Genomic DNA, 19720 nt, shown 5'->3' on the forward strand with positions numbered 1-19720 from the left:
GCGGGCGGCCGGATCTGAGGAGTTGCCGCAGGCGGTCAGCCCTTCGTGACGGGGACGACGAGGCCGCCCCAGGTCTCGTTCTCGAAGTCGGCGACCTCCGACGAGGTCAGCAGATCGTAGAGCGCGACGATGCGGGGGTCGTCCTTCAGGTCGGGACGCGTCGCGAGCACGTTGTAGTACGGGCTGCCCTCGCCCTCGGTGAGGATCGCCTGGTCGGCTGTGAGGCCCGCGGGCAGCGCGAAGCTGATCGTCACGAAGGCGGCGTCGACGTCGGGCACGGCCTGGGGCAGCGTCGCGTTCTCGATCTCCTGGAACCGGAAGTCGCGCGGGTTGTCGGTGATCCCGGTGAGGTCGGCGACGTCGTCGGAGACCTCGATCAGGCCCTCCTGCGCGAGCAGCTTGAGTGCGCGGCCCTCGTTCGTCGGGTCGTTCGGGATGGCGATCGTCGCACCGTCCTTCAGGTCGTCGAGGCTGTCGACCTTGCTCGAGTAGAACGCGGCGGAGGGCAGGTAGGCCTCGCCGACGCTGATGAGGTCCGACCCGGTGTTGGTGTTGAAGTTCTCGAGGAAGGTCGAGTTCTGGAACAGGTTCGCGTCGATCGAGCCGTCGACGAGCGCCGTGTTGGGGGTGTTGTAGTCGGTGAAGGGCACGAACTCGATCGTCAGCCCGAGTTCGGCCGCGCCGTTCTCGGCGATGTGGTCGAGGATGTCGCCGGCGGGCGTCTGCAGCGCGCCGACCTTGAGCGTGCCGAGGCCGTCGCCGTCGGCGCCGCCCGACTCGGATGCCGGCGAGCCGGCGCATCCGGCGAGCAGGAGGGCTGCCGATGCGACGGCGGCGATGAGGAGCGGGGTGCGAGCGGTGCGGGCCGTGCGGGACATGGAGGGTTCCTCTCGGGATGACGGTGCGGGCGGTGCGGTGCGGTGCGGTGCGGGGGGGGGGGGGGNGTGCGCTCGGGGCGGCGGTGCGGACACGGGGCGAGCGGCGGGCGAGGCGCCGGGCACCCCAGCTCGCGAGGCCCTGCAGCACCATGACGATCGCGAAGATCACGACGATGACGCTGACGATGTGGATCCAGCTGTACTGCTGGTAGCCGTAGCGGATCGCGACGTCGCCGAGGCCGCCGCCGGCGACGGTGCCCACCATCGCCGAGAAGTTGATGATCGAGGTGACGGTCGTCGAGAGGCCGAGCAGCATCGCGGGCGCGGCCTCGGGCAGCAGCACCTTCGTCACGAGCTGCCAGCGGCTCGCCCCGAGCGATGCGGCGACCTCGAGCAGTCCGTCATCCACTTCCTTGATCGCGATCTCGACCATGCGGGCGAAGAACGGGATCGCGACGACCGACAGGGGCACGATGGCCGCGGTCGGCCCGATGAAGGTGCCGACGATGAGCCGGGTGAAGGGGATCAACGCGACCATCAGGATGATGAACGGCACCGACCGGCCGAGGTTGACGATGAAGTCGAGCACGCGGTTGATGACGAGGCCGACGCGGCGCGAGCCGAACGGGGTCGCGAGAAAGCGCCCCTGCTCGGTGCCGACGAGCACGACGCCGAGCGGCAGGCCGATGACGATCGTCGCCAGCAGCGCGACGCCCACCATGTAGAGCGTCTGGCCGGTGGCGACCAGCAGCAGATTGAGCAGTTGCTCGTTCACGCGGCATCCCCTCCCTGCAGGACGTCGACGATGAGACCCTGGCCGCGCAGGTCGGCGATGACGGCGGATGCCGCGACCGCGGGCACTTCGAGGCGGGTGCGGCCGGCCTGCGTGCCGGCGATCTGCTCGACGAGGGCGCCGAGCAGCGAGACGTCGACGTCGTGGTCGCGGGCGATCCGCGCGATGACGGGACGGTCGGCCGTGCCGCCGGCGAACGTGATGTCGATGACCGTCGCGCTCGGGTCTGCTCCCGCGGGGATCGGCCCCAGCGGGAAGAGCTGCGACGTGAGGCGCGAGCCCGGCGTGCGGATGACGTCGGTCAGGCGACCGCTCTCGATCACGCGGCCGTGCTCGATGAGCGCCGCCGAGTCGCACGTCGACTTCACGACATCCATCTCGTGCGTGATGAGGAGCACGGTGAGTCCGAGCTCGGCGTTGATGCGCCGGTAGAGGTCGAGGATCGAGGTCGTGGTCTCGGGGTCGAGGGCGCTCGTCGCCTCGTCGGAGAGCAGCACGCTCGGGCCGCTCGCGAGAGCGCGGGCGATGCCGACGCGCTGCTGCTGCCCGCCCGACAGCTCGTGAACGGCGGCGTCGCCTCGGTGGCCGAGGCCGACGAGGTCGAGCATCTCCTGCGCGCGGTCGCGCCGCCGGGCCCGGGGGCTGCCGTCGAGTTCGAGGGCGAGTTCGACGTTGCCGCGCACGGAGCGGCTGCCGAGGAGGTTGAACCGCTGGAACACCATGCCGATGCGACGGCGTGCCGCGCGCAGGCTGTTCGCGTCGAGGGCGGTCAGATCCACCCCGTCGACGACCACTCGGCCTGTATCCGGACGCTCGATGAGGTTGACCATGCGGGCGAGCGTGCTCTTGCCGGCGCCGGACTGGCCGACGATGCCGTAGATCTCCCCGGAGGGGATCTGCAGCGAGACGTCGTCGACGGCGGTCAATCCGCCGTACGTCTTCGATACGTGCTCGAGCGCGATCACGGTCGGGCCTTTCGGAGGTCTGCGCCGTCGGGTCGCCGGCGTCACCCCCGAGTTTCCCGGTGTTCTCCCGCCGCACCGAATTCCCGTTACCCCAGATGTCGCCCTCGCTTGCCCGCGCGCGAGCGCGTACCGTCGCCGCGAGCACGTACCCCGCACGGTGCGTTGTCGCCGAGAGGGTGCGTTCTCGGCGGATGCCGCGCGCCGCGGACGGACGGTCGGATGCCGCGGACGTTCGGTCGGGCGCAGGTTCGGCCGCGGCGGGAGCATCGGAAGCATGACCTCGACTGCATCCGTCCCCCTGACCCACGAGAACGCCGCGCCCATGAGATACGGCGGGCTCATCGTCGTCATGCTCATGGGCTTCCTCGTGGTCACCGCGGAGTTCCTCCCCAACGGCGTGCTGACCGAGATGGCCGCGGGCCTCGGGGTGACACCCGGTCAGGCGGGCCAGACGGTGACGATCACCGCGCTCGCCGGACTCATCGCGGCCCCGACGATCGGCCTCATCTTCCCGCGCCTCGATCGCCGCGCGCTGCTCGTGGGGGCCGCCGCGGCGGCATCCGTCTCGAGCATCGTCGTCGCGCTCTCACCGCACCTGATCACGATCCTCATCGCGCGCTTCTTCCTCGGCGCCTCGATCAGCGCGTTCTGGTCGATGTCGATCACGGTCGCCGCCCGGCTCGCCGGGCCGGAACGCATCGGCCGGGCGATGATGTTCACCTCGGCAGGCGTGTCGCTCGCCACCGTGGCCGGTGTGCCGCTCGGTGTTCTTCTCAGCGAGATCCTCGACTGGCGCATCGCGTTCGCCGTCGTCGGAGCGGCGACCGGGGCCGTCGCGCTCGCCGTGCGCCTCACCCTGCCCACGGTGCCGGCGGCGGCGGCATCCAGTCTGCGGCTGCTCGTCGACTCGCTCCGGCGCACCGGCGTCGCGGCGGGCATGATCGGCCACGTGCTCGTCGTGCTCGGGCACTTCCTGGCGTACACCTACATCCGGCTGGCGCTGGAGCGGGTCCCGGATGTCGGCGCCGAGACGATCGTGCTGCTGCTCGCGGTGTTCGGGGCGGGAGGGCTCGTCGGGAATCTCGTCATCGGGCTGCTCGTCGACCGGGCGTTCCGCGTCCTCGCCGTCACGGCGCCGGTCGTCATCGCCGCGGCGCTCGCGCTCCTGGTGCTGCTGCCGGGGTCGATCCCGGTCGTCGTCCTCGCGGTGTTCGCCTGGGGCTTCTTCTTCGCGTCGTGGCTCATCATCGTCAACACGTGGGTGGGACACCGGATGCCGGACCGGCTCGAGGCCGGTGGCAGCCTGACGGTCGTCGGGTTCCAACTCGCGATCGTGCTGGCGGCCGGATTCGGCGGGCTGCTGGTCGATCTCGTCGGCGTCGTCGCGATCGACATCGTCGCCCTCACGCTGCTCGCTGTCGGCGCGGCGCTGTTCGGGTGGGTCGTGCGGACGCACGAGGCCGACCGGATGCCGCGCGCCTGACGGAACGGTCGGCCGCTGACACCGCGGGTGGCGGCGCTGTCGTCGATGCGTCAATGCAGCGACGGCGCCGCCGCCCGCGCGCGCCACAGCGACGGCGGCATCCCGGTGTAGCGGCGGAACGCCCGGCTGAAGCCCTCGTCGGAGCCGTAGCCCAGCGCGCGCGAGGTCTCCGACACCGAGGCGCCCGACTCGAGCATGCCCTTGGCATGCTTCATCCGGATCTCGGTGACGTAGCTCGCGGGCGAACGGCCGTACGCGCGTCGGAAGCGCGCGGCGAACACCGTCCGCGACATGGCGCTCAGGCTCGCCAGCTGGTCGATGGTCCAGTCGCGACCGGGCTCGGCGGCGACGGCCTCCGCGGCGCGGCTGAGGAAGGGGTCGACGGCCGGCGCGGGCCAGGCGGAGGCGCCGCGGGCCGGCGCTGCCCACGCACGGATGGCCGCCAGCAACACGGTCTTGATCATCATCTGGCAGATGACCGCGTCTCCGGATCGCCCCAAGGGGGTACCGGTGCCGAGGTGGCTGACGAGCGCGGCAGCCGCGGGCTCGATCTCGACGAAACCGTCGACGAAGACGAACGGCGGCAGCGGGGTCACGGCGGCGAGGGAGACGTCGGCGGGGACGACCGTCAGCTCCGCGCCCGACTGCGACGTCAGCGAGGTCGGGCGGCATCCGAGGCTCAAGAAGGCGTCGCCGGCGAGGAGCGTGCGTGCGCCGGTCGGGGTCGCCGCCTCGCCGGACGGCCCGGCGACCGTGCAGCTGGTGCCGGATGCCGGATCGCCGGTGATCTCGCCGGTCAGCACGTAGACCAGCGTCGCGTCGCCCGTGCCGAGCTGCAGCGATCCGCCCGGGTCGAGACGTGCCCCGTAGGCCGTGCCCGGACGAATCTCGAGGGATGCCAAAGCCTGTTCGAGCGCGATCACGCTGTCCCCAACGCCGCGCCGAGCGGGCTCATTCCGCCGCCGCCGCCGCGTGCGTGCGTGCGTGCGCGAGAACGTACCTCCGCCGCGAGCACGCACCCTGCACCGTGCGTGCTCGCCGAGAGCGTGCGTTTTCGCGGGGCAGGCCGGCGCCGCCGGGCTCAGCCCAGCGAGACGCCGGTGATCGTCACGGGGGTCGCGGGAGCGCCGTCGGGCGCGCCGCCCTCGGCGCCGGCGGCGGCGACCTCGCGCACGACGGCGAGGCCCGCTTCGTCGAGCGCGCCGAAGACGGTGTACTTCGCGGGCAGCGGGGTGTCCTCGTACACGAGGAAGAACTGCGAGCCGTTGGTGTTCGGGCCGGCGTTGGCCATCGCGACCGTTCCGGCCGGGTAGGTCTCGCTGCCGTCGAGCTCGTCGGCGTAGTTGTAACCCGGCCCGCCGCGTCCGGTGCCCGACGGGTCGCCGCACTGGAGCACGAAGATGCCCGAGGTCGTGAGGCGGTGGCACGGCGAATCGTTGTAGTAGCCCTGCTCGGCGAGCGAGACGAAGCTGCCCACCGTGCACGGCGTGCGGTCGGCGTCGAGGGTCATCGGGATGTCGCCCGCCGACGTCTGCAGGACGGCCGAGACCTGCCCCGACACCTCGGCCTCAGCGGGCGGCGGGGTCACATCGCGCACACCGCCGGCGGCCTCGACGTAGGCGCACGAGCCCTCCGGGACGGTCTCCGCCGTCGGCATCGTGTCAGGCTCGGCCGGCGTCGGCGACGATGCGCATCCGGCGAGAGCGAGAGCCGACAGGACGAGGAGGGCGGAACCGAGACGAGCGCGCATGGTCCGAGCCTACGGTCTCGGATGCCGCCTCACGGGCAGGCCTCTCGACGTCGTTCGGTCTTCATGACGGACGCCCGGATGCCGGATCTGGTCAGCACGCGGCGCGAGTGGCACGATCGGACCGTGACGCCCGCGCCGCGGGCCGCGGAAGGGGTGGCGATGGCTGACAGCACGGCGGGCGGTGCCGGGTTCTCCGACGAGGAGAAGGCGGCGATGAAGCAGCGGGCCGAGGAGCTCCGCTCGACGAAGGGGCTCAAGGGCGCCGCGAAGCTCGCGAAGGAGCTCGAGGCGTGCATGGACGCGATCGACGCCCTCGAGGGGATCGACGGCGAGGTCGCCCGCATGGTCCACCGGATCGTGTCGGAGGAGGCATCCGACCTCGATCCGAAGACGTTCTACGGGTTCCCCGCGTACGCGCGGGCGGGCAAGGTCGTCATCTTCGTGCAGCCCAAGTCGAAGTTCGACACCCGCTACCCGACGCTCAACTTCGACGAGACGGCGACGCTCGACGACGGGTCGATGTGGCCGACGTCGTTCGCGATCGTCGAGGTCACTCCCGAGGTCGAGGGTCGCGTGCGGGATCTGGTTCGCGCAGCGATCGACTGACCGCCGACGCCCGCGAGACCCGCGCCAGCCGCGGTTCTCGCGTCGCGGCGACGGCGATCGCCGTCAGCAGCGCGGGCACGGCGAGACCGAGCAGAGTCCCGGCCGCGACGTCGTGCAGGTAGTGCGCGCCCTCGAACAGCCGGCCCGACAGCACGAGGAGCGCCGCCGCCACCGCCGTCCATGTCGCCCACGCCCGGTGCGCCGCGACCGCGATGACCCAGACCGCCCCCATCGCGAGCACCGAGTGGTTCGAGGGGAAGGAGTAGTCCGTCGCGTCGCACGCGGTCAGCGCAGTCCACCGGGTGCACGGACGGGCCTGCATCAGAGCCACCTTGACCATCTCGCTCGTCGCGTACGCGATGACGACTCCGCCCGCTGCGGCGATCGAGAGGATGCGGTGCCGCGGGGCGCCCCTGAGCGCGACGGCCAACGCGACGACCGTTCCGACGGCGAGAAGAGACAGGAACACGTCCGACAGGTACGCGGTCGCCGGAAGCGCGAGTCCCGCGTTCATCGCCCGGCGCGTGACCTGGACGCTGAGGCTCACGCCCCACCACGGGATGAGCAACGCTGCGGCTGCGATGGCGGCGACAGCGGACAGGGGGAGTATCGACGATCGAGGGATGGCGGTGCTCACTCCAGCAACGGTAGGAAGCGCGCCGCTGCGCGGCATCCGCTCGCAGGCTGAGTCGCATCGTCCGCGCGGTGTATTTCCGCCTCAGGAGAGCAGCGCCTCCGCACGCAGCGTGAGCGCGATCGCGACGAGCGTCGACAACAGGCCCGAGGCGAGCAGGAGGCCCGGATGGGCGAGGCCAATCACGATCTGACGGGTCCGCGGCGCCTCCGCCAGGAAATGCTCCGGGATCCGGTGGCGCGTGGGCACGGCCGACCAGCCGCGCAGTCGCACGAGGTAGCTCGCGTAGCGGATGATCAGCACGCAGTACAGCAGCACGGTGACCGGCGGCACGATGCGGGCGAAGAGGTCGCCGGCGGCGATCCAGGCCGTCTCGATGTTCGTGCCGCTCTCGTCGGCGAGCTGCACGGCGATCGCGCCGCCGATCACGACCGAGCCCAGCCAGAACACGAAGGCGCTGAAGAGCGCGAGGAACCGCGCGAAGAAGTGGGTCAGGATCGACGGTTCGTATTCCAGGTGCGACCTCGGCGTCTGCGACAGGACGATGAGCGTCGCCACGAGCGGGGGCAGCGCTGCGGTGAGGGTCAGGGTCGCGCGCAGCCAGTGCGGGCCGCCCAGGAGGTCGCAGACGATGAGCAGGAGGACCACCGCCATCATCCACAGCAGGCCGAGGGCCGTGGGGTGCGAGGTCACGAACGACGGATGATGCTCCTCCAGGCGGGCCCCGGCTCGTTCGACGAGGCGCCGTCCCCGATCGTTCGTCGTCACGGGTGGATGCTATCGCCGGTGACGCCCGGGCGGGCAGGGAGTAGCCTGGACGTGTGAGTACCGTCCGTCTGCCGATGCCCTCCGGGCGTGAGGGGGTCTCCGGCGCGCTCAGCGCCGGCGGCACAGGCGCGGCATCCTTCGTCCTCCTCGCCGGTTGATCCGGCGCGCGTCGCGTCGACCCATGTCCGCGACGCGCTCTCCCGGTCCCGGGCGACGACTCCGTCGTTCCGGGATGATCCGCTCACGACCGTCCACGCGCAGCCCGTTCCGGGCGCCGGCGCGCCGGTGGTGCGCGAACGCGTACTCAGACAGGACCCTTTCCATGTTCGCCCTCACCGCGAAAGCCATCCGCTCCTCGTTCATCAACGTCTCGCTCCGCGAGCGCAATTCGCTCGTCGTCCCCGCCGACCTCGGGGACGTCGACTGGTCTACCCGTGACTACTACGGGTGGCGCGACCCCAAGACTCCGCTGCTCGGGTTCATCGTCGCCGAGGTCGACGGCGAGGCCGTCGGCCTGCAGCTGCGTCAGGCAGATCAGGCCACGCGCACCCGCCCGCAGTGCTCGTGGTGCTGCGATGTCACCCTCCCCAACGAGGTCGTCTTCTTCTCCGCGAAGCGGGCGGGAAAGGCCGGTCGTGCCGGAAACACCGTCGGGACGCTCCTGTGCTCGGGGTTCGAGTGCTCGCGGAACGTCCGGCGCCTCGACCCGCCGCCCTACCTCGGGTTCGACGCGGCAGCGGCGCGCGATCGCCGCATCGCGACGCTGCGGGCCAACGTCGACGCGTTCTTCCGCGATCTGCGCGACGGCGCCTGAGCCGCCCCGCACCCGGCGTCCGGCTTCTCCTCAGCGAGGTGGGGCCGGGCGCCGGCGGTCTCGCTGATCAGGTCGTCGTCGAGGCGATGTCCGTGAGCAGCGCCTCGGCGGCCAGCGCGTCGAGCGACAGGCCGAGGCTCGCGGCGACGGCGGCGACGGTCGCGAACGACGGGGTCGCCAGCCGGCCGGTCTCGATCTTGCGCAGTGTCTCGGGTGATACGCCGGCGGCTGCGGCGACCTCCGTGATCGACCGGTCTCCCCGCGCTCGCCGGAGCTGGGCCCCCAGGCGACGGCCGCGCTCGACGGCTTCGGGCGTGAGCGCGCGACGAACCATCATGCGCTCATCGTAGCGGTATAGTTTGACCGGTATTTTTATACCGGAGGAGCGCACCATGATCGAGATCTTCACACCGCGCGAGGTCGACCGCGCCCGCGAGACGGGAGCCATCGTCGGCGGCATCCTTCGCGACCTCCGCTCGCGGGTGCAGGTTGGCACGAACCTGCTCGAGATCGACGAGTGGACGCGCGAGCTCATCGCCGACAACGGTGCGGCGTCCTGTTACGTCGACTATGCGCCGTCGTTCGGGCGTGGACCCTTCGGGCACTACATCTGCACGGCCGTCAACGACGCGGTGCTGCACGGGATGCCGCACGACTACCGCCTCGCCGACGGGGACCTCCTCACGCTCGACCTCGCCGTCACGAAGGGCGGCCTTGCGGCCGACGCCGCGATCAGCTTCGTCGTGGGGAATCGGCGCCCGGAGGGGGCGGCGGCTCTCATCGACGCGACCGAGCGCGCCCTGGCGGCGGGCATCGAGGTCGCACGCGCGGGCAACCGGGTGGGCGACATCTCGCGCGCGATCGGCAATGTGCTCTCGGGTGCCGGATACTCCATCAACACCGAGTTCGGCGGGCACAGCATCGGGACGGTGATGCACGGCGACCTGCACATCCCCAATACCGGGCGGCCGGGCAGGGGCTACATCCTGCGGCCGGGGCTGCTCATCGCGATCGAGCCGTGGGTCATGGAAGACACGAACGTGCTCGTGACCGACGCGGACGGGTGGACGCTCCGCAGTTCGACCGGATGCCTCACCGCCCACACCGAGCACACGATCGCCATCACCGACGGAGCGGCCGAGATCCTCACCCTGCCGCGGTGACCTCCGTCGGCAGGACGCGGGCGCGGCGGCGGGTGACCCACACCACTCCGAAGCCGACGGCGACGAAGCCGATCGCGATGACGACGACGTACGCCGCGACCGACCCCCATCCGCCAGGGCCGTTCGGATTCAGGAACGGGTAGGGGTACCAGTACGGCTCGCCCGTCGTGGGGTTCGTGACGAGCGGGCCTCGGACGAGCGTGTAGGCCACCCACAGCAGCGGGAACGCCACCACGACCCATACGACCTGCCAGCGAAGGGCGCGGCGCCGGGCGCCGATCAGCAGGTCGAGCACGAGGAAGATCGGGCCGATCAGGTGCAGCACCTCGTTCGACCACGGCACCGGCTCGGATCCCTGCGGGAGCGTGATCCCGCGCAGGAGCGCGTTGTAGACGACTCCGGTGATGACCATGTACGCCGTGGCGCAGGTGAGCGCGGCGGAGAGCCCGAGTGATGATTCCGGCCCGGCGCGGCCGATCAGTGCGCGGACGCCCGCCGTCGCAAGGACCACCGCCGCGATGACGTTCGAGAGGATCGTGAAGAAGCTGAAGAAGTTCGCGAGGACGGTCGCGACGTCGCCGCCGGACTCGGCGGTTCGCGTCAGTGACACGGTCAGCTGGGTGATGACGGCGGCGAGGATGACGACGGCCATCGCCAGCCGCAGAAGCGACCACACCGTCGCCTGCCTCGAGCTCTGCACGTGGGCACACTATCGCTCGCCCGCCGTACGTGAACGCATGTGGCGGCGGCGCGGGATGTCGTGTCCGGTCACGGCTAGCGTCGCGATGCGGCATCCGCGGGCATGGATCGGCGCGTCGACGCGTTGGGTCCGACGGCGACCGCGGCGAAGGCAGCACGCGGCGCGCGCGAGAGGACGAACCCGATGACCATCACCACCCCTCCTGTTCTGGGAGACGCCGACGTCCGCGACAACGCCGCGTGGCATTCGCTGACCGGGGCGCACGCGCACCTCGCGATCGGCGACGACCTCGTCCGCCGGTATCCCGACGACGTCGCCGGCTTCGTGGGAGTGCGCACGTGGGACGACCCCGCGGTGTGGGACTCGCTCGCGGCAGTGGTGGGATCGGGCAACGAGTTCAGCATCAGCACGCCCGACCGTGCGGACGCCGCGGGCGTCGCCCCCTCTGCGCCGGAGCTGCCGGAGGGGTGGGTCCGGACGTTCGGCGGCGCGGGCGTGCAGCTCGTCGAGACGGACCGCCTCCGCCCGCGACCGGACGACGAGGCGGTCGAGTTGGGGGAAGCGGATGTCGCCGACATGCTCGCGCTCGTCGAGCGCAATCGGCCCGGTCCCTTCCGGCCGCGCACCTATCTGCTCGGCCGGTACATCGGCATCCGGCGCGACGGCCGGCTGATCGCGATGGCCGGAGAGCGGCTGCAGCCGGGCGAATGGACCGAGATCAGCGCCGTCGCGACCGACGAGGCGTATCGCCGGCAGGGGCTCGCGTCGCGGCTGGTGCTGGATGTCGCGTTCCACATCCAGCAGCGGGGTGGCCGAGCGATGATGCACGCCGCGGCGTCGAACGTGAACGCGATCGCCGGGTACGAGAAGCTCGGATTCGAGCTTCGGCAGCGGACGAACTTCACGGGCGTGCGCGTGCCCTGACCGGCGGTTCCCGGTCGGCGATTCCTCCCCAGGTGTGGGGTCTGACGAGTTTTGTGTATCGTACGTTTGTTCGATGTGAATGTCTGACCCGGCTGCCACAATGGGAACATGTCAGCGAACAGGGGTGGCGGCTCGGACGAGATCGAGGTCTCGCCGCACGGCCCCGCGATCGCGGCGTACGGCCAGGCGCTCGGGCTGGTGCATCACGCGGAGGTCGCGTCGGTGCGCGCTCTGGCCGAGCTCGGGCGTTCGGCGCTTCGCGAGGCGCGCCGTGACGGGGTTCGTGGGATGGCGTCGGACATGGAGCTGCGGTCGGTCGCAGCCGAAGCGGCGGGGCTTGCCCGGCGGACCGACCGGCGCCTGCAGGCCGACATCGACCATGCGTTGACGGTCGTCGACGACTACCCGACCGTGTTCGCGGCGTGGGAGGAGCGGCGGATCACCCGCGACCACGTCGACGCGGTCGTCACAGCGGGCACCGGGCTGCCCGACGAGGTGCGGGGCGAGTTCGAGGTCGCCGCGATCGCGGTGTGCGAGCGCGACATCGCCACCCGGGTGAAACCGGCCCTGCGAGCTCTCGCGGAGCGGCTGCACGAGCGCACGTTCACCGACCGGCACCGCGACGCCGCCGCCGGACGGTGCGTGCGGGTCTCACACGGCGCGCACGGGATGTCGGATGTCACCGCGACGGTCCCGACCGTGATCGCGGTGGGGATGCTCGACCGGCTCACGCAGATGGGACAGTCCGTCAAGGACGCCCGGGCGGATGCCGCAGGCGCATGCGAGCCCGCCGATACGCGAACGATGGATCAGCTGCGCGCAGACATCCTCGGTGACCTCGTCCTCGGCGGGGCGCCGGTCGTTGACCCGACGTATGGGATCGACCGGGCTGGTGGGCTCGGGGCGATCCGCGCACGCGTGCAGGTCGCCGTCACCGCCGAGACGCTGATGGGGCGTGACGAGAACCCCGCGGAAGCGGTGGGCGCGGGGCTTGTCGATGCCGACACGGTCCGACAGCTCGCGGGGCAGGTCAGCGAGTGGGACCGGTTGTTCATCGACCCCGTCACTCGCACGCCGGTTGAGATCGACACGTACCGGCCGACCGCCTCGATGAAGAAACTCCTCACCGCCCGGGATCAGCACTGCCGGTTCCCGGGATGCCGGCGGGCNCCGCACGCCGGTTGAGATCGACACGTACCGGCCGACCGCGTCGATGAAGAAGCTCCTGATGGCCCGGGATCAGCACTGCCGGTTCCCCGGATGCCGACGGGCCGCGATCCGCTGCGAACTCGACCACACGATCGATCACGCCCTCGGCGGGCACACCCACATCTTCAACCTCGCCCACCTCTGCCAACGGCACCACTCGATGAAGCAGTTCACCAAGTGGGAGGTCAGGCAGGTCGGCGGCGGGGTCCTCGAATGGACCTCACCCCTGGGACGGGTCTACCGCGAAGACGTCCCCATACCGGCGGTGTGCTTCACCGTCGACACCGCGAACCCGCCGCCGGATGCCGCATCCGGCGCGCCACCCTCGGGACAACTGCCGCCCTTCTGACGCCAGCCGCGCCAGTCGATCCGGGACCGCCCCGCAGCATGCGGGGTGATATCCCTGCGTGCGTGCAGCCGCACGGGCGCGCCACCCCAGCCCGTACGAGCGAGCCCTCGCTGGGTCGTCAGCTCTTCGCGCCGGCGAACGCGAGTGTTCCGCCCAGCCCGATCATCATCACGCCTCCCGCGCTCGCGAGCGTCGACATGCGGCGCGGTGAGGTGGCGAACCACGCGCGCGCCGTTCCCGCCGCGAGCGCCCACAGGCTGTCGCTCACCACGGCGAGCACCTGGAAGATCAGGCCGAGCGCGAGGAGCTGCATCCAGATCGGACCAGCGCCGGGGGCGACGAACTGCGGGAGAGCAGCCACGAAGAACGCGATCGTCTTCGGGTTCGTCACACCGACGACGAATCCCTGAGCAAGCAGGCGCATCGGCGACGTACGCACATTCGACGGCGTGCGCACGTGCGCGTGACGGTGGCGGATCGCCTGCACCCCGAGCCACACGAGATACGCGGCGCCGACGATCTTGATGGCCGTGAAAGCGACGACCGACGACGCGACGATCGCGCCGATCCCGAACGCCACCGCGAGCAGGGCAGGGACGTTCCCGAGCGCGTTTCCGAGCACGCTCAGCACGCCGGCGCGACGCCCGAGGGCGATCGATCGGCCGATGACGAACAGCACACCGGGGCCTGGGATCACGATGATGACGACAGCCGCGAGGAGGAACGCCAGCAGGTTCTCGAACGGGATCACGAACGAACGCTATCGGCCCGAGGAGTCGCCTGTATTACGCCATGTCTCCGTGCGTGTCGCCGTGTGTGGCGGCGCCGCGACAGCGGCGCCCGCGCCGCTCTACTGTCGGGCGATCCGCAGCATCCGCTGCATCCGCGCCGTTCCGAGGAGATCCGCATGACCGACACCGTCTCGCGCGTCGACCGCAGCATCGGCGACACTGCGCCGACCGCGCCGCGCGTCGATCTCGGCGACATCCCCGTCGTCCGCACGCGGCACTGGTTCCGCTGGGCGATCGCCGCGATCATCGTGTTCGTCGTCGCGCAGTTCCTGTGGTCGCTCGTGACGAACGAGAACTACGAGTGGGACTACTTCGCGCAGTACTTCTTCTCCGACCCCGTGCTGCAGGGACTCGGCCTCACCCTCGTCTACACGGCAGTGTCGGCGACGATCGGATTCCTGCTCGGGACGGTGCTCGCGCTTGCGCGGCTCGCCAAGTCGCCGTTGCTGAACGCCGCGGCGTGGAGCTTCATCTGGTTCTTCCGCTCGGTCCCCCTCGTGGTGCAGCTCGTCGTCTGGTACAACCTCGGCTACCTCTACCCGACGCTCGGGCTCGGCACGCCGTTCACGACCGACTTCTGGATCGTGGAGTTCCCCACCGTCCAGCTCATCAGCGCTTTCGCAGCGGGCGTGCTCGGCCTGAGCCTTCATCAGGCGGCCTACTCCGCCGAGATCATCCGCGGCGGCCTGCTCTCGGTCGACCAGGGTCAGCTCGAGGCGGCCGCCGCCCTCGGCATCCCGCCGCGTCGCCGGCTCAGCCGCATCGTGTTGCCGCAGGCCATGCGGTCGATCATCCCGAACGCCACGAACGAGGTGATCGGGCTCGTCAAGGGCACCTCGGTACTGTTCGTCATCGCGATCCCCGAGCTGTTCTACGCGGTGCAGGTGATTTACAACCGCAACAGCCGCGTCATCCCGCTGCTGCTCGTCGCGGTGGTCTGGTACACGATCATCACGACGGTGCTCAGCATCCTGCAGTACTACATCGAGCGTCACTATGCGCGCGGATCGGTACGGGTGCTGCCGCCCACGCCCGTCCAGCGCGCCCGCCATTGGATCGCCGTGCAGTGGGCCCGCCTCGGCGACGACGCCCCGGCACCCCGCCCGCTCGCGGCCAACCACGTCACCCCCGGAGGAGAGTCATGACCCGCGGGCTCGTCGAGATCCACAACGTCCACAAGAGCTACGCCGGCGTCGAGGTGCTCGGCGGCATCGACCTCACGGTCGAGCCGGGCGAGGTCGTCGCGATCCTCGGCGCGAGCGGCTCGGGTAAGTCGACCCTGTTGCGCACGATCAACCACCTCGAGACGGTCGATCGCGGATCGGTCACGGTCGACGGCGAGTTCATCGGCTACGAGCAGCGGAACGGCAAACTCTACGAGCTGCGCGAGAAGGCGGTGCTCGAACGCCGCACCCAGATCGGGATCGTCTTCCAGAACTTCAACCTCTTCCCCCACCTCACCGCCCTCGAGAACGTCACCGAGGCGCCCATCGCGCTCGGCCGGCTGTCGAAGGACGACGCCCGTGAGCTTGCGCTCGGCCTGCTCGACCGCGTCGGGCTCGGCGACAAGGCCGGTCACTATCCGCGCCAGCTCTCGGGCGGGCAGCAGCAGCGCGTCGCGATCGCGCGGGCGCTGGCACTCAAGCCCAAGGTGATCCTGTTCGACGAGCCGACGAGCGCACTCGACCCCGAGCTCGTCGGTGAGGTGCTCGACGTCATCCGAGACCTCGCGCAGCTCGGCACGACGCTCATCATCGTCACTCACGAGATCGGGTTCGCCCGCGAGGTCGCCGACCGCGTCGTGTTCCTCGACGGCGGCCGGATCATCGAGCAGGGCCCGCCCGCCGAGGTGCTCGTCGCGCCGAAGCACCCCCGCGTGCAGGAGTTCCTCGCCAAGGTCCTCGCCTGAGCTTCCCCCACCCCACCCGCACCCCACCTTTTCGAGAGAGACCCACAGCATGGCCATCAGCAAGAAGCAGGGCATCGCCGCCGGACTCGGCGTCGTCGCGGTCGCGGCGATCGTCGGCGGCATCGTCACCGCCGTGAACCTCAACCGGCCCGCCGAGGCCGAGGCCGCCGCGCCCGCACCCACGACGGCGAACGTCGCGACCGACGACATCCACTGGGTGCACCTCGACGAACCCGTCGCCGAGGCCGTCGCCGCTCTCGAGGCGAGCGGGTTCGAGCCCGTCGAAGAGGGGAAGTTGACCGTCGCCCACTCCGCCTACCTGCCGCCGCTCGGCTACATCCCCGAGGGCGAGACCGCGGCCGCCGGAACCGAGCCCAACATCGGATCGCTCATCGCCGAAGCGCTCGGCCTTGAGTACAACCCGGTGGTCGTCGCGTGGGCCGATTGGCCCCTCGGCATCCAGTCGGGCAAGTACGACCTCATCACCTCGAACGTCACCGTCACGGAAGAGCGCAAGGAGCTCTACGACTTCGCGAGCTACCGCGAAGACCTGCTCGGCTTCTACGTCCGCTCCGACAGCGACATCGACAAGATCGAGGAAGCCGCCGACATCTCGGGCCTGAAGATCGTCGTCGGCTCGGGCACCAACCAGGAGCAGGTGCTGCTCGCCTGGAACGAGGAGCTCGAAGCTGCCGGCGAGGCTCCCGCCGAGCTGCAGTACTACGACGACAACGCCGCCGCCGTCCTCGCGCTGCAGTCCGGCCGCGTCGACGCGACCTTCGGCCCCAACGCAACCTCGGCCTGGTCGGCCCGGGAGACCGGCGACACCAAGCTCGTCGGCCTCGTGCCCGGCGGCTGGCCGCAGACCGCGAACATCGCCGCGGCCACGGCCAAGGGGAGCGGCCTGATCGAGCCGGTGTCGATCGCGCTCAACGCCATCATCGAAGGCGGCCAGTACGACGAGGTCCTCGAGACCTGGGGGCTCGAGTCCGAGCGCGTCGAGAAGAGCGAGATCAACCCGCCCGGACTCCCTGCGTCGTGATCGGGTCTCGGTGAGAGGTAGCGTCACCTCGTGACTTCGACCGCGACAGCGCTCACCATCCGGCTCGTCCGCACCGAGGAGTTCGCTCGGGCGGGCGAGCTGACCGCGCGTGCCTACCAGCACAGCTACGGTGAGCTCTCGGAGCAGTACCTCGCCTCGTTGCGCGACGTCGCCGCCCGCGTGCGGAGCGGAGATGTGTGGGTCGCCCTGGATGACGGCGGGCATGCCGCGGGGGCCGGGGAGGCCGCGGGCGAGCCCGAGATCGTCGGGACAGTCTGGGTCGCTCGGCCCAACCGGCCGCTCGCCGGGGTCGCGCAGCCCGGTGAGACGGACTTCCGCCAGCTCGCCGTCGCCCCTGAAGCCCGGGGCCGCGGGGTCGGCGAGGCGCTCACCCGGCACGTCATCGAGCTGGCCCGGCAACGCGGATCCCACCGTGTGGTCATGAACAGCGGGCCGGAGATGACCGCGGCGCACGCCCTGTACGCCAAGCTCGGCTTCACGCGCCTGCCCGAGCGCGAGGGGCGGTTCGAGGTCGAGCCCGGCCGCTTCATCGACCTGCTCGCGTTCGGATACGACCTCGCGCCGGAGCCCGCCGCGTCGGCCGACGCCACTGCCGGCGGCTCGGCCACGACGTGGCTGTTCGAGCACATCGACTACGACGACCCGCGTGCCGTGGCGCTCCGCGCCGAGATGGACCGCGAGGTCGGCCCGCGCTACGCCGACCGGTTCGACGACGCCGACCCCGAAGCCGCTGCCCGGTCCGCCCGCGCCTTCGCGATCGACCCCGCGACGATCGTGGCGACGGTGCTCGTGACGGATGCCGCGGGCGCGGCCGTCGGCCACGGCGCACTGCGCGACCTCGAGCACGACGGCATCCGCGACCTCGAGATCAAGCGCGTGTATGTGCACCCTCGGGCTCGCGGCCTCGGTGCGAGCCGTGCGCTGCTCGCCGAGCTCGAGCGCATCGCCCGCGACCGGGGCGCGGAACGCGTCATCCTGCAGACCGGCGACCGCCAGCACGACGCCGTCGAGCTCTACGAACGCCTCGGCTACACGCCCATCCCGATCTACGCCCCGTACACCGAGTACGCCTTCTCCCGCTGCTTCGCCAAGCCCCTGTAGCCCCGCGCCCCCGCGCCCCGCCGCCGAGCACGCACCGTCTCCGTGAGCACGTACGGTGCAGGGTGCGTTCTCGCGTTGCGGGTGCGTTTTCGCTGCATCATCCGGGTCGGATTTCCATCCGTTGCGGGCTCGGCGACGAAGACACTAAGCACGGTAGGAGTGATCTGCCGATCGAGAGGCGACAGCGATGGCGAAATCGACCGCATCCGCGAACGAGGCGAAGACCCGGCGCTGGGTCTGGGGCCTCTGGAGCGCGCTCGCCGGCATCGTCAGCGCGGCCGCCTTCCTCGCCGTCGCCGAGCTGATCGCACTCCTCGTCGCGCGCGAGAGCAGCCCGATCCTCGCCGTAGGCGCCTTCGTCATCGACATCGTGCCGCAGCCCCTCAAGGAGTTCGCGATCGCGACCTTCGGCTCGGCCGACAAGATCGTCCTGCTGGGCAGCCTCGCGCTCGCCGTCGTCATCGCCGCCGCGATCGCCGGCATCCTGCAGTTCTTCGTCCGGCCCTTCGGCGTCATCGTCATCGCCCTCGCCGGCGTCATCTCGACCGCGGCGATCATCACCCGAACCGGCGCCAGCCCCCTCGCGTTCGTGCCGCCCGTGATCGGGACGCTCGTCGGGATGCTCGTCCTCGTGTTCCTCATCACGCGCCTCCGTCGGTGGGCGGGCGCCGCGGATGCCGCCGATGCTGGCGCCCCCGCCGCCACCCCCGCCGACACCCCCGCCGCGGATGCCGCGGAGCAGCGTGGGCTCGGCCGCCGCTCGTTCCTCGTCGCGACGGGAGGCGTCGGCATCGCCGCGGTCATCGTCGGCGTCGGTGCACGTTTGCTCAACGCGACGTCCGCGTCGGTCGACGCGCTCCGCCGCGAGCTGCGCATCCCCGAGCCGCGGTCGACCGTCACCATCCCCGACGGCGCCGAGCTCGAGGTCGAGGGCATCTCACCGCTCATCACCCCGAACGCGGACTTCTACCGTGTCGACACGGCGCTCACCGTGCCGTCGGTCGACCCGAACACGTGGCGCCTCGTCATCGACGGCATGGTCGATCAGCGTGTCGAGCTGAGCTTCGACGACCTCGTCGGCATGGGCCTCGACGAGTACGCCGTGACGCTCACCTGCGTCTCGAACGAGGTCGGCGGCGGGCTCGTGGGCAACGCCATCTGGCAGGGCGTTCCGATCCGCGACATCCTGCGCATGGCGGGCCCGCAGGCGGGCGCCGACATGGTGCTCTCGAAGAGCGTCGACGGCTACACGGCATCCACCCCGCTCGACGCCCTCACCGACGACGCGCGCGACGCGATCTTCGCGGTCAGGATGAACGGCGAGCCGCTGCCGCTCGAGCACGGATTCCCGGTGCGCATGGTCGTGCCCGGGCTCTACGGCTACGTCTCGGCGACGAAGTGGGTCACCGAGCTCAAGGTCACGACCTTCGAGGCCGATGAGGCCTACTGGACCCCGCGCGGATACGCAGCCGAAGCGCCGATCAAGTTCTCCTCCCGCATCGACACCCCGCGCACCGGTACCCCGGTCGCCGCGGGAACCGTCGCGATCGCGGGAATGGCGTGGGCACAGACCGTGGGCATCGAGCGGGTCGAGGTGCGCATCGACGACGGCGACTGGCAGGCCGCGACGCTCTCCACCCCCATCAACGCCGACACCTGGGTGCAGTGGGTGCTCGAGTGGCAGGCCGAAGCGGGCACCCACTACGTCGAGGTGCGCGCCGTCAACAAGAACGGCGACACGCAGATCGAGGAGCGCGCCCCCATCGCCCCCGACGGCTCGAGCGGCTGGCAGCGCGTCCTGGTGACGGTCTCGGCCTGAC

Annotated in this window: 20 protein-coding genes and 1 pseudogene; 11 read left to right on the forward strand and 10 right to left on the reverse strand. The window is 70.9% G+C overall.

What is annotated here, in order from left to right:
* Positions 1–35: 35 nt before the first annotated feature.
* The 3 genes and pseudogenes from CI089_RS07025 to CI089_RS07035 form a co-directional block, all read right to left on the reverse strand.
* Complete coding sequence (locus tag CI089_RS07025) at positions 36–878, reverse strand: MetQ/NlpA family ABC transporter substrate-binding protein (RefSeq protein ID WP_094260822.1); 843 nt, start codon at positions 876–878, stop codon at positions 36–38.
* Between the two features lie 202 nt (positions 879–1080).
* Positions 1081–1599 (reverse strand): annotated as a pseudogene (locus tag CI089_RS07030) (methionine ABC transporter permease); the annotation flags it as partial.
* A 50-nt stretch (positions 1600–1649) separates the two neighbouring features.
* A complete protein-coding gene (locus CI089_RS07035) occupies positions 1650–2636 on the reverse strand; it encodes a methionine ABC transporter ATP-binding protein (protein WP_094260823.1) in 987 nt (328 codons plus the stop codon).
* Between the two features lie 274 nt (positions 2637–2910).
* On the opposite strand from CI089_RS07035, the gene CI089_RS07040 reads away from it, so the two are divergent.
* On the forward strand, positions 2911–4119 hold the full coding sequence (locus CI089_RS07040) for an MFS transporter (RefSeq protein ID WP_094260824.1): 1209 nt from the start codon (positions 2911–2913) through the stop codon (positions 4117–4119).
* A 50-nt stretch (positions 4120–4169) separates the two neighbouring features.
* Here the strand turns inward: CI089_RS07040 and CI089_RS07045 are convergent, their stop codons facing one another.
* Together CI089_RS07045 and CI089_RS07050 are read right to left on the reverse strand one after the other, a co-directional pair.
* Positions 4170–5042, reverse strand: a complete 873-nt coding sequence (locus CI089_RS07045; protein ID WP_094260825.1) for a helix-turn-helix transcriptional regulator — start codon at positions 5040–5042, stop codon at positions 4170–4172.
* Positions 5043–5200: 158 nt separating this feature from the next.
* Positions 5201–5869, reverse strand: coding sequence for a peptidylprolyl isomerase (locus CI089_RS07050; protein WP_094260826.1), 669 nt, complete (start codon positions 5867–5869; stop codon positions 5201–5203).
* A gap of 159 nt (positions 5870–6028) precedes the next feature.
* Here CI089_RS07050 and CI089_RS07055 point away from each other — a divergent pair, with 159 nt between their 5' ends.
* Complete coding sequence (locus tag CI089_RS07055) at positions 6029–6475, forward strand: hypothetical protein (RefSeq protein WP_094261288.1); 447 nt, start codon at positions 6029–6031, stop codon at positions 6473–6475.
* On the opposite strand, the gene CI089_RS07060 is transcribed toward CI089_RS07055, so the two are convergent.
* Both CI089_RS07060 and CI089_RS07065 read right to left on the reverse strand, forming a co-directional pair.
* Positions 6420–7112 carry a phosphatase PAP2 family protein gene (locus tag CI089_RS07060; RefSeq protein ID WP_179223262.1) on the reverse strand — a complete coding sequence of 231 codons (693 nt, stop codon included), beginning with the start codon at positions 7110–7112 and terminating at the stop codon, positions 6420–6422. The two genes, CI089_RS07055 and CI089_RS07060, sit on opposite strands and share 56 nt — an antisense overlap.
* Positions 7113–7193: 81 nt before the next feature.
* Positions 7194–7877: a hypothetical protein gene (locus tag CI089_RS07065; RefSeq protein ID WP_094260828.1), complete on the reverse strand. Its 684-nt coding sequence runs from the start codon at positions 7875–7877 to the stop codon at positions 7194–7196.
* Between the two features lie 322 nt (positions 7878–8199).
* Between CI089_RS07065 and CI089_RS07070 the strand changes: the two genes are divergently transcribed.
* On the forward strand, positions 8200–8691 hold the full coding sequence (locus CI089_RS07070) for an FBP domain-containing protein (protein WP_094260829.1): 492 nt from the start codon (positions 8200–8202) through the stop codon (positions 8689–8691).
* Positions 8692–8758: 67 nt separating this feature from the next.
* Here the strand turns inward: CI089_RS07070 and CI089_RS07075 are convergent, their stop codons facing one another.
* Positions 8759–9025, reverse strand: a complete 267-nt coding sequence (locus CI089_RS07075) for a helix-turn-helix transcriptional regulator (RefSeq protein WP_094261289.1) — start codon at positions 9023–9025, stop codon at positions 8759–8761.
* A gap of 58 nt (positions 9026–9083) precedes the next feature.
* Between CI089_RS07075 and map the strand changes: the two genes are divergently transcribed.
* Complete coding sequence (gene map, locus CI089_RS07080) at positions 9084–9854, forward strand: type I methionyl aminopeptidase (protein ID WP_094260830.1); 771 nt, start codon at positions 9084–9086, stop codon at positions 9852–9854.
* Here the strand turns inward: map and CI089_RS07085 are convergent.
* A complete protein-coding gene (locus CI089_RS07085) occupies positions 9838–10554 on the reverse strand; it encodes a Pr6Pr family membrane protein (RefSeq protein ID WP_256977614.1) in 717 nt (238 codons plus the stop codon). The genes map and CI089_RS07085 overlap by 17 nt on opposite strands.
* Positions 10555–10737: 183 nt before the next feature.
* Between CI089_RS07085 and CI089_RS07090 the strand changes: the two genes are divergently transcribed.
* Entirely contained in the window at positions 10738–11478 is a 741-nt protein-coding gene (locus tag CI089_RS07090) for a GNAT family N-acetyltransferase (protein WP_094260831.1), read from the forward strand.
* A 1228-nt stretch (positions 11479–12706) separates the two neighbouring features.
* A complete protein-coding gene (locus CI089_RS07100; RefSeq protein WP_373441583.1) occupies positions 12707–13036 on the forward strand; it encodes an HNH endonuclease signature motif containing protein in 330 nt (109 codons plus the stop codon).
* 118 nt (positions 13037–13154) lie between these two features.
* Here CI089_RS07100 and CI089_RS07105 read toward each other — a convergent pair whose 3' ends face one another.
* Positions 13155–13787, reverse strand: coding sequence for a LysE family translocator (locus tag CI089_RS07105; RefSeq protein WP_094260833.1), 633 nt, complete (start codon positions 13785–13787; stop codon positions 13155–13157).
* A gap of 156 nt (positions 13788–13943) precedes the next feature.
* On the opposite strand from CI089_RS07105, the gene CI089_RS07110 reads away from it, so the two are divergent.
* From CI089_RS07110 to CI089_RS07135, 5 genes are all read left to right on the forward strand, one after another.
* Positions 13944–14972 carry an amino acid ABC transporter permease gene (locus CI089_RS07110; protein ID WP_094260834.1) on the forward strand — a complete coding sequence of 343 codons (1029 nt, stop codon included), beginning with the start codon at positions 13944–13946 and terminating at the stop codon, positions 14970–14972.
* Entirely contained in the window at positions 14969–15736 is a 768-nt protein-coding gene (locus CI089_RS07115; protein WP_064955246.1) for an amino acid ABC transporter ATP-binding protein, read from the forward strand. Before CI089_RS07110 ends, CI089_RS07115 begins: the two co-directional genes overlap by 4 nt.
* Before the next feature lie 49 nt (positions 15737–15785).
* A complete protein-coding gene (locus CI089_RS07120; protein WP_094260835.1) occupies positions 15786–16778 on the forward strand; it encodes an ABC transporter substrate-binding protein in 993 nt (330 codons plus the stop codon).
* 30 nt (positions 16779–16808) lie between these two features.
* Positions 16809–17900 carry a GNAT family N-acetyltransferase gene (locus CI089_RS16495; protein WP_218823023.1) on the forward strand — a complete coding sequence of 364 codons (1092 nt, stop codon included), beginning with the start codon at positions 16809–16811 and terminating at the stop codon, positions 17898–17900.
* Positions 17901–18087: 187 nt separating this feature from the next.
* A complete protein-coding gene (locus CI089_RS07135) occupies positions 18088–19719 on the forward strand; it encodes a molybdopterin-dependent oxidoreductase (protein ID WP_094260836.1) in 1632 nt (543 codons plus the stop codon).
* The last annotated feature ends 1 nt before the right edge of the window (position 19720 follow it).

The organism is Microbacterium sp. Yaish 1, assembly GCF_002245215.1.
In the GTDB taxonomy this organism is placed as follows: Bacteria; Actinomycetota; Actinomycetes; order Actinomycetales; family Microbacteriaceae; genus Microbacterium.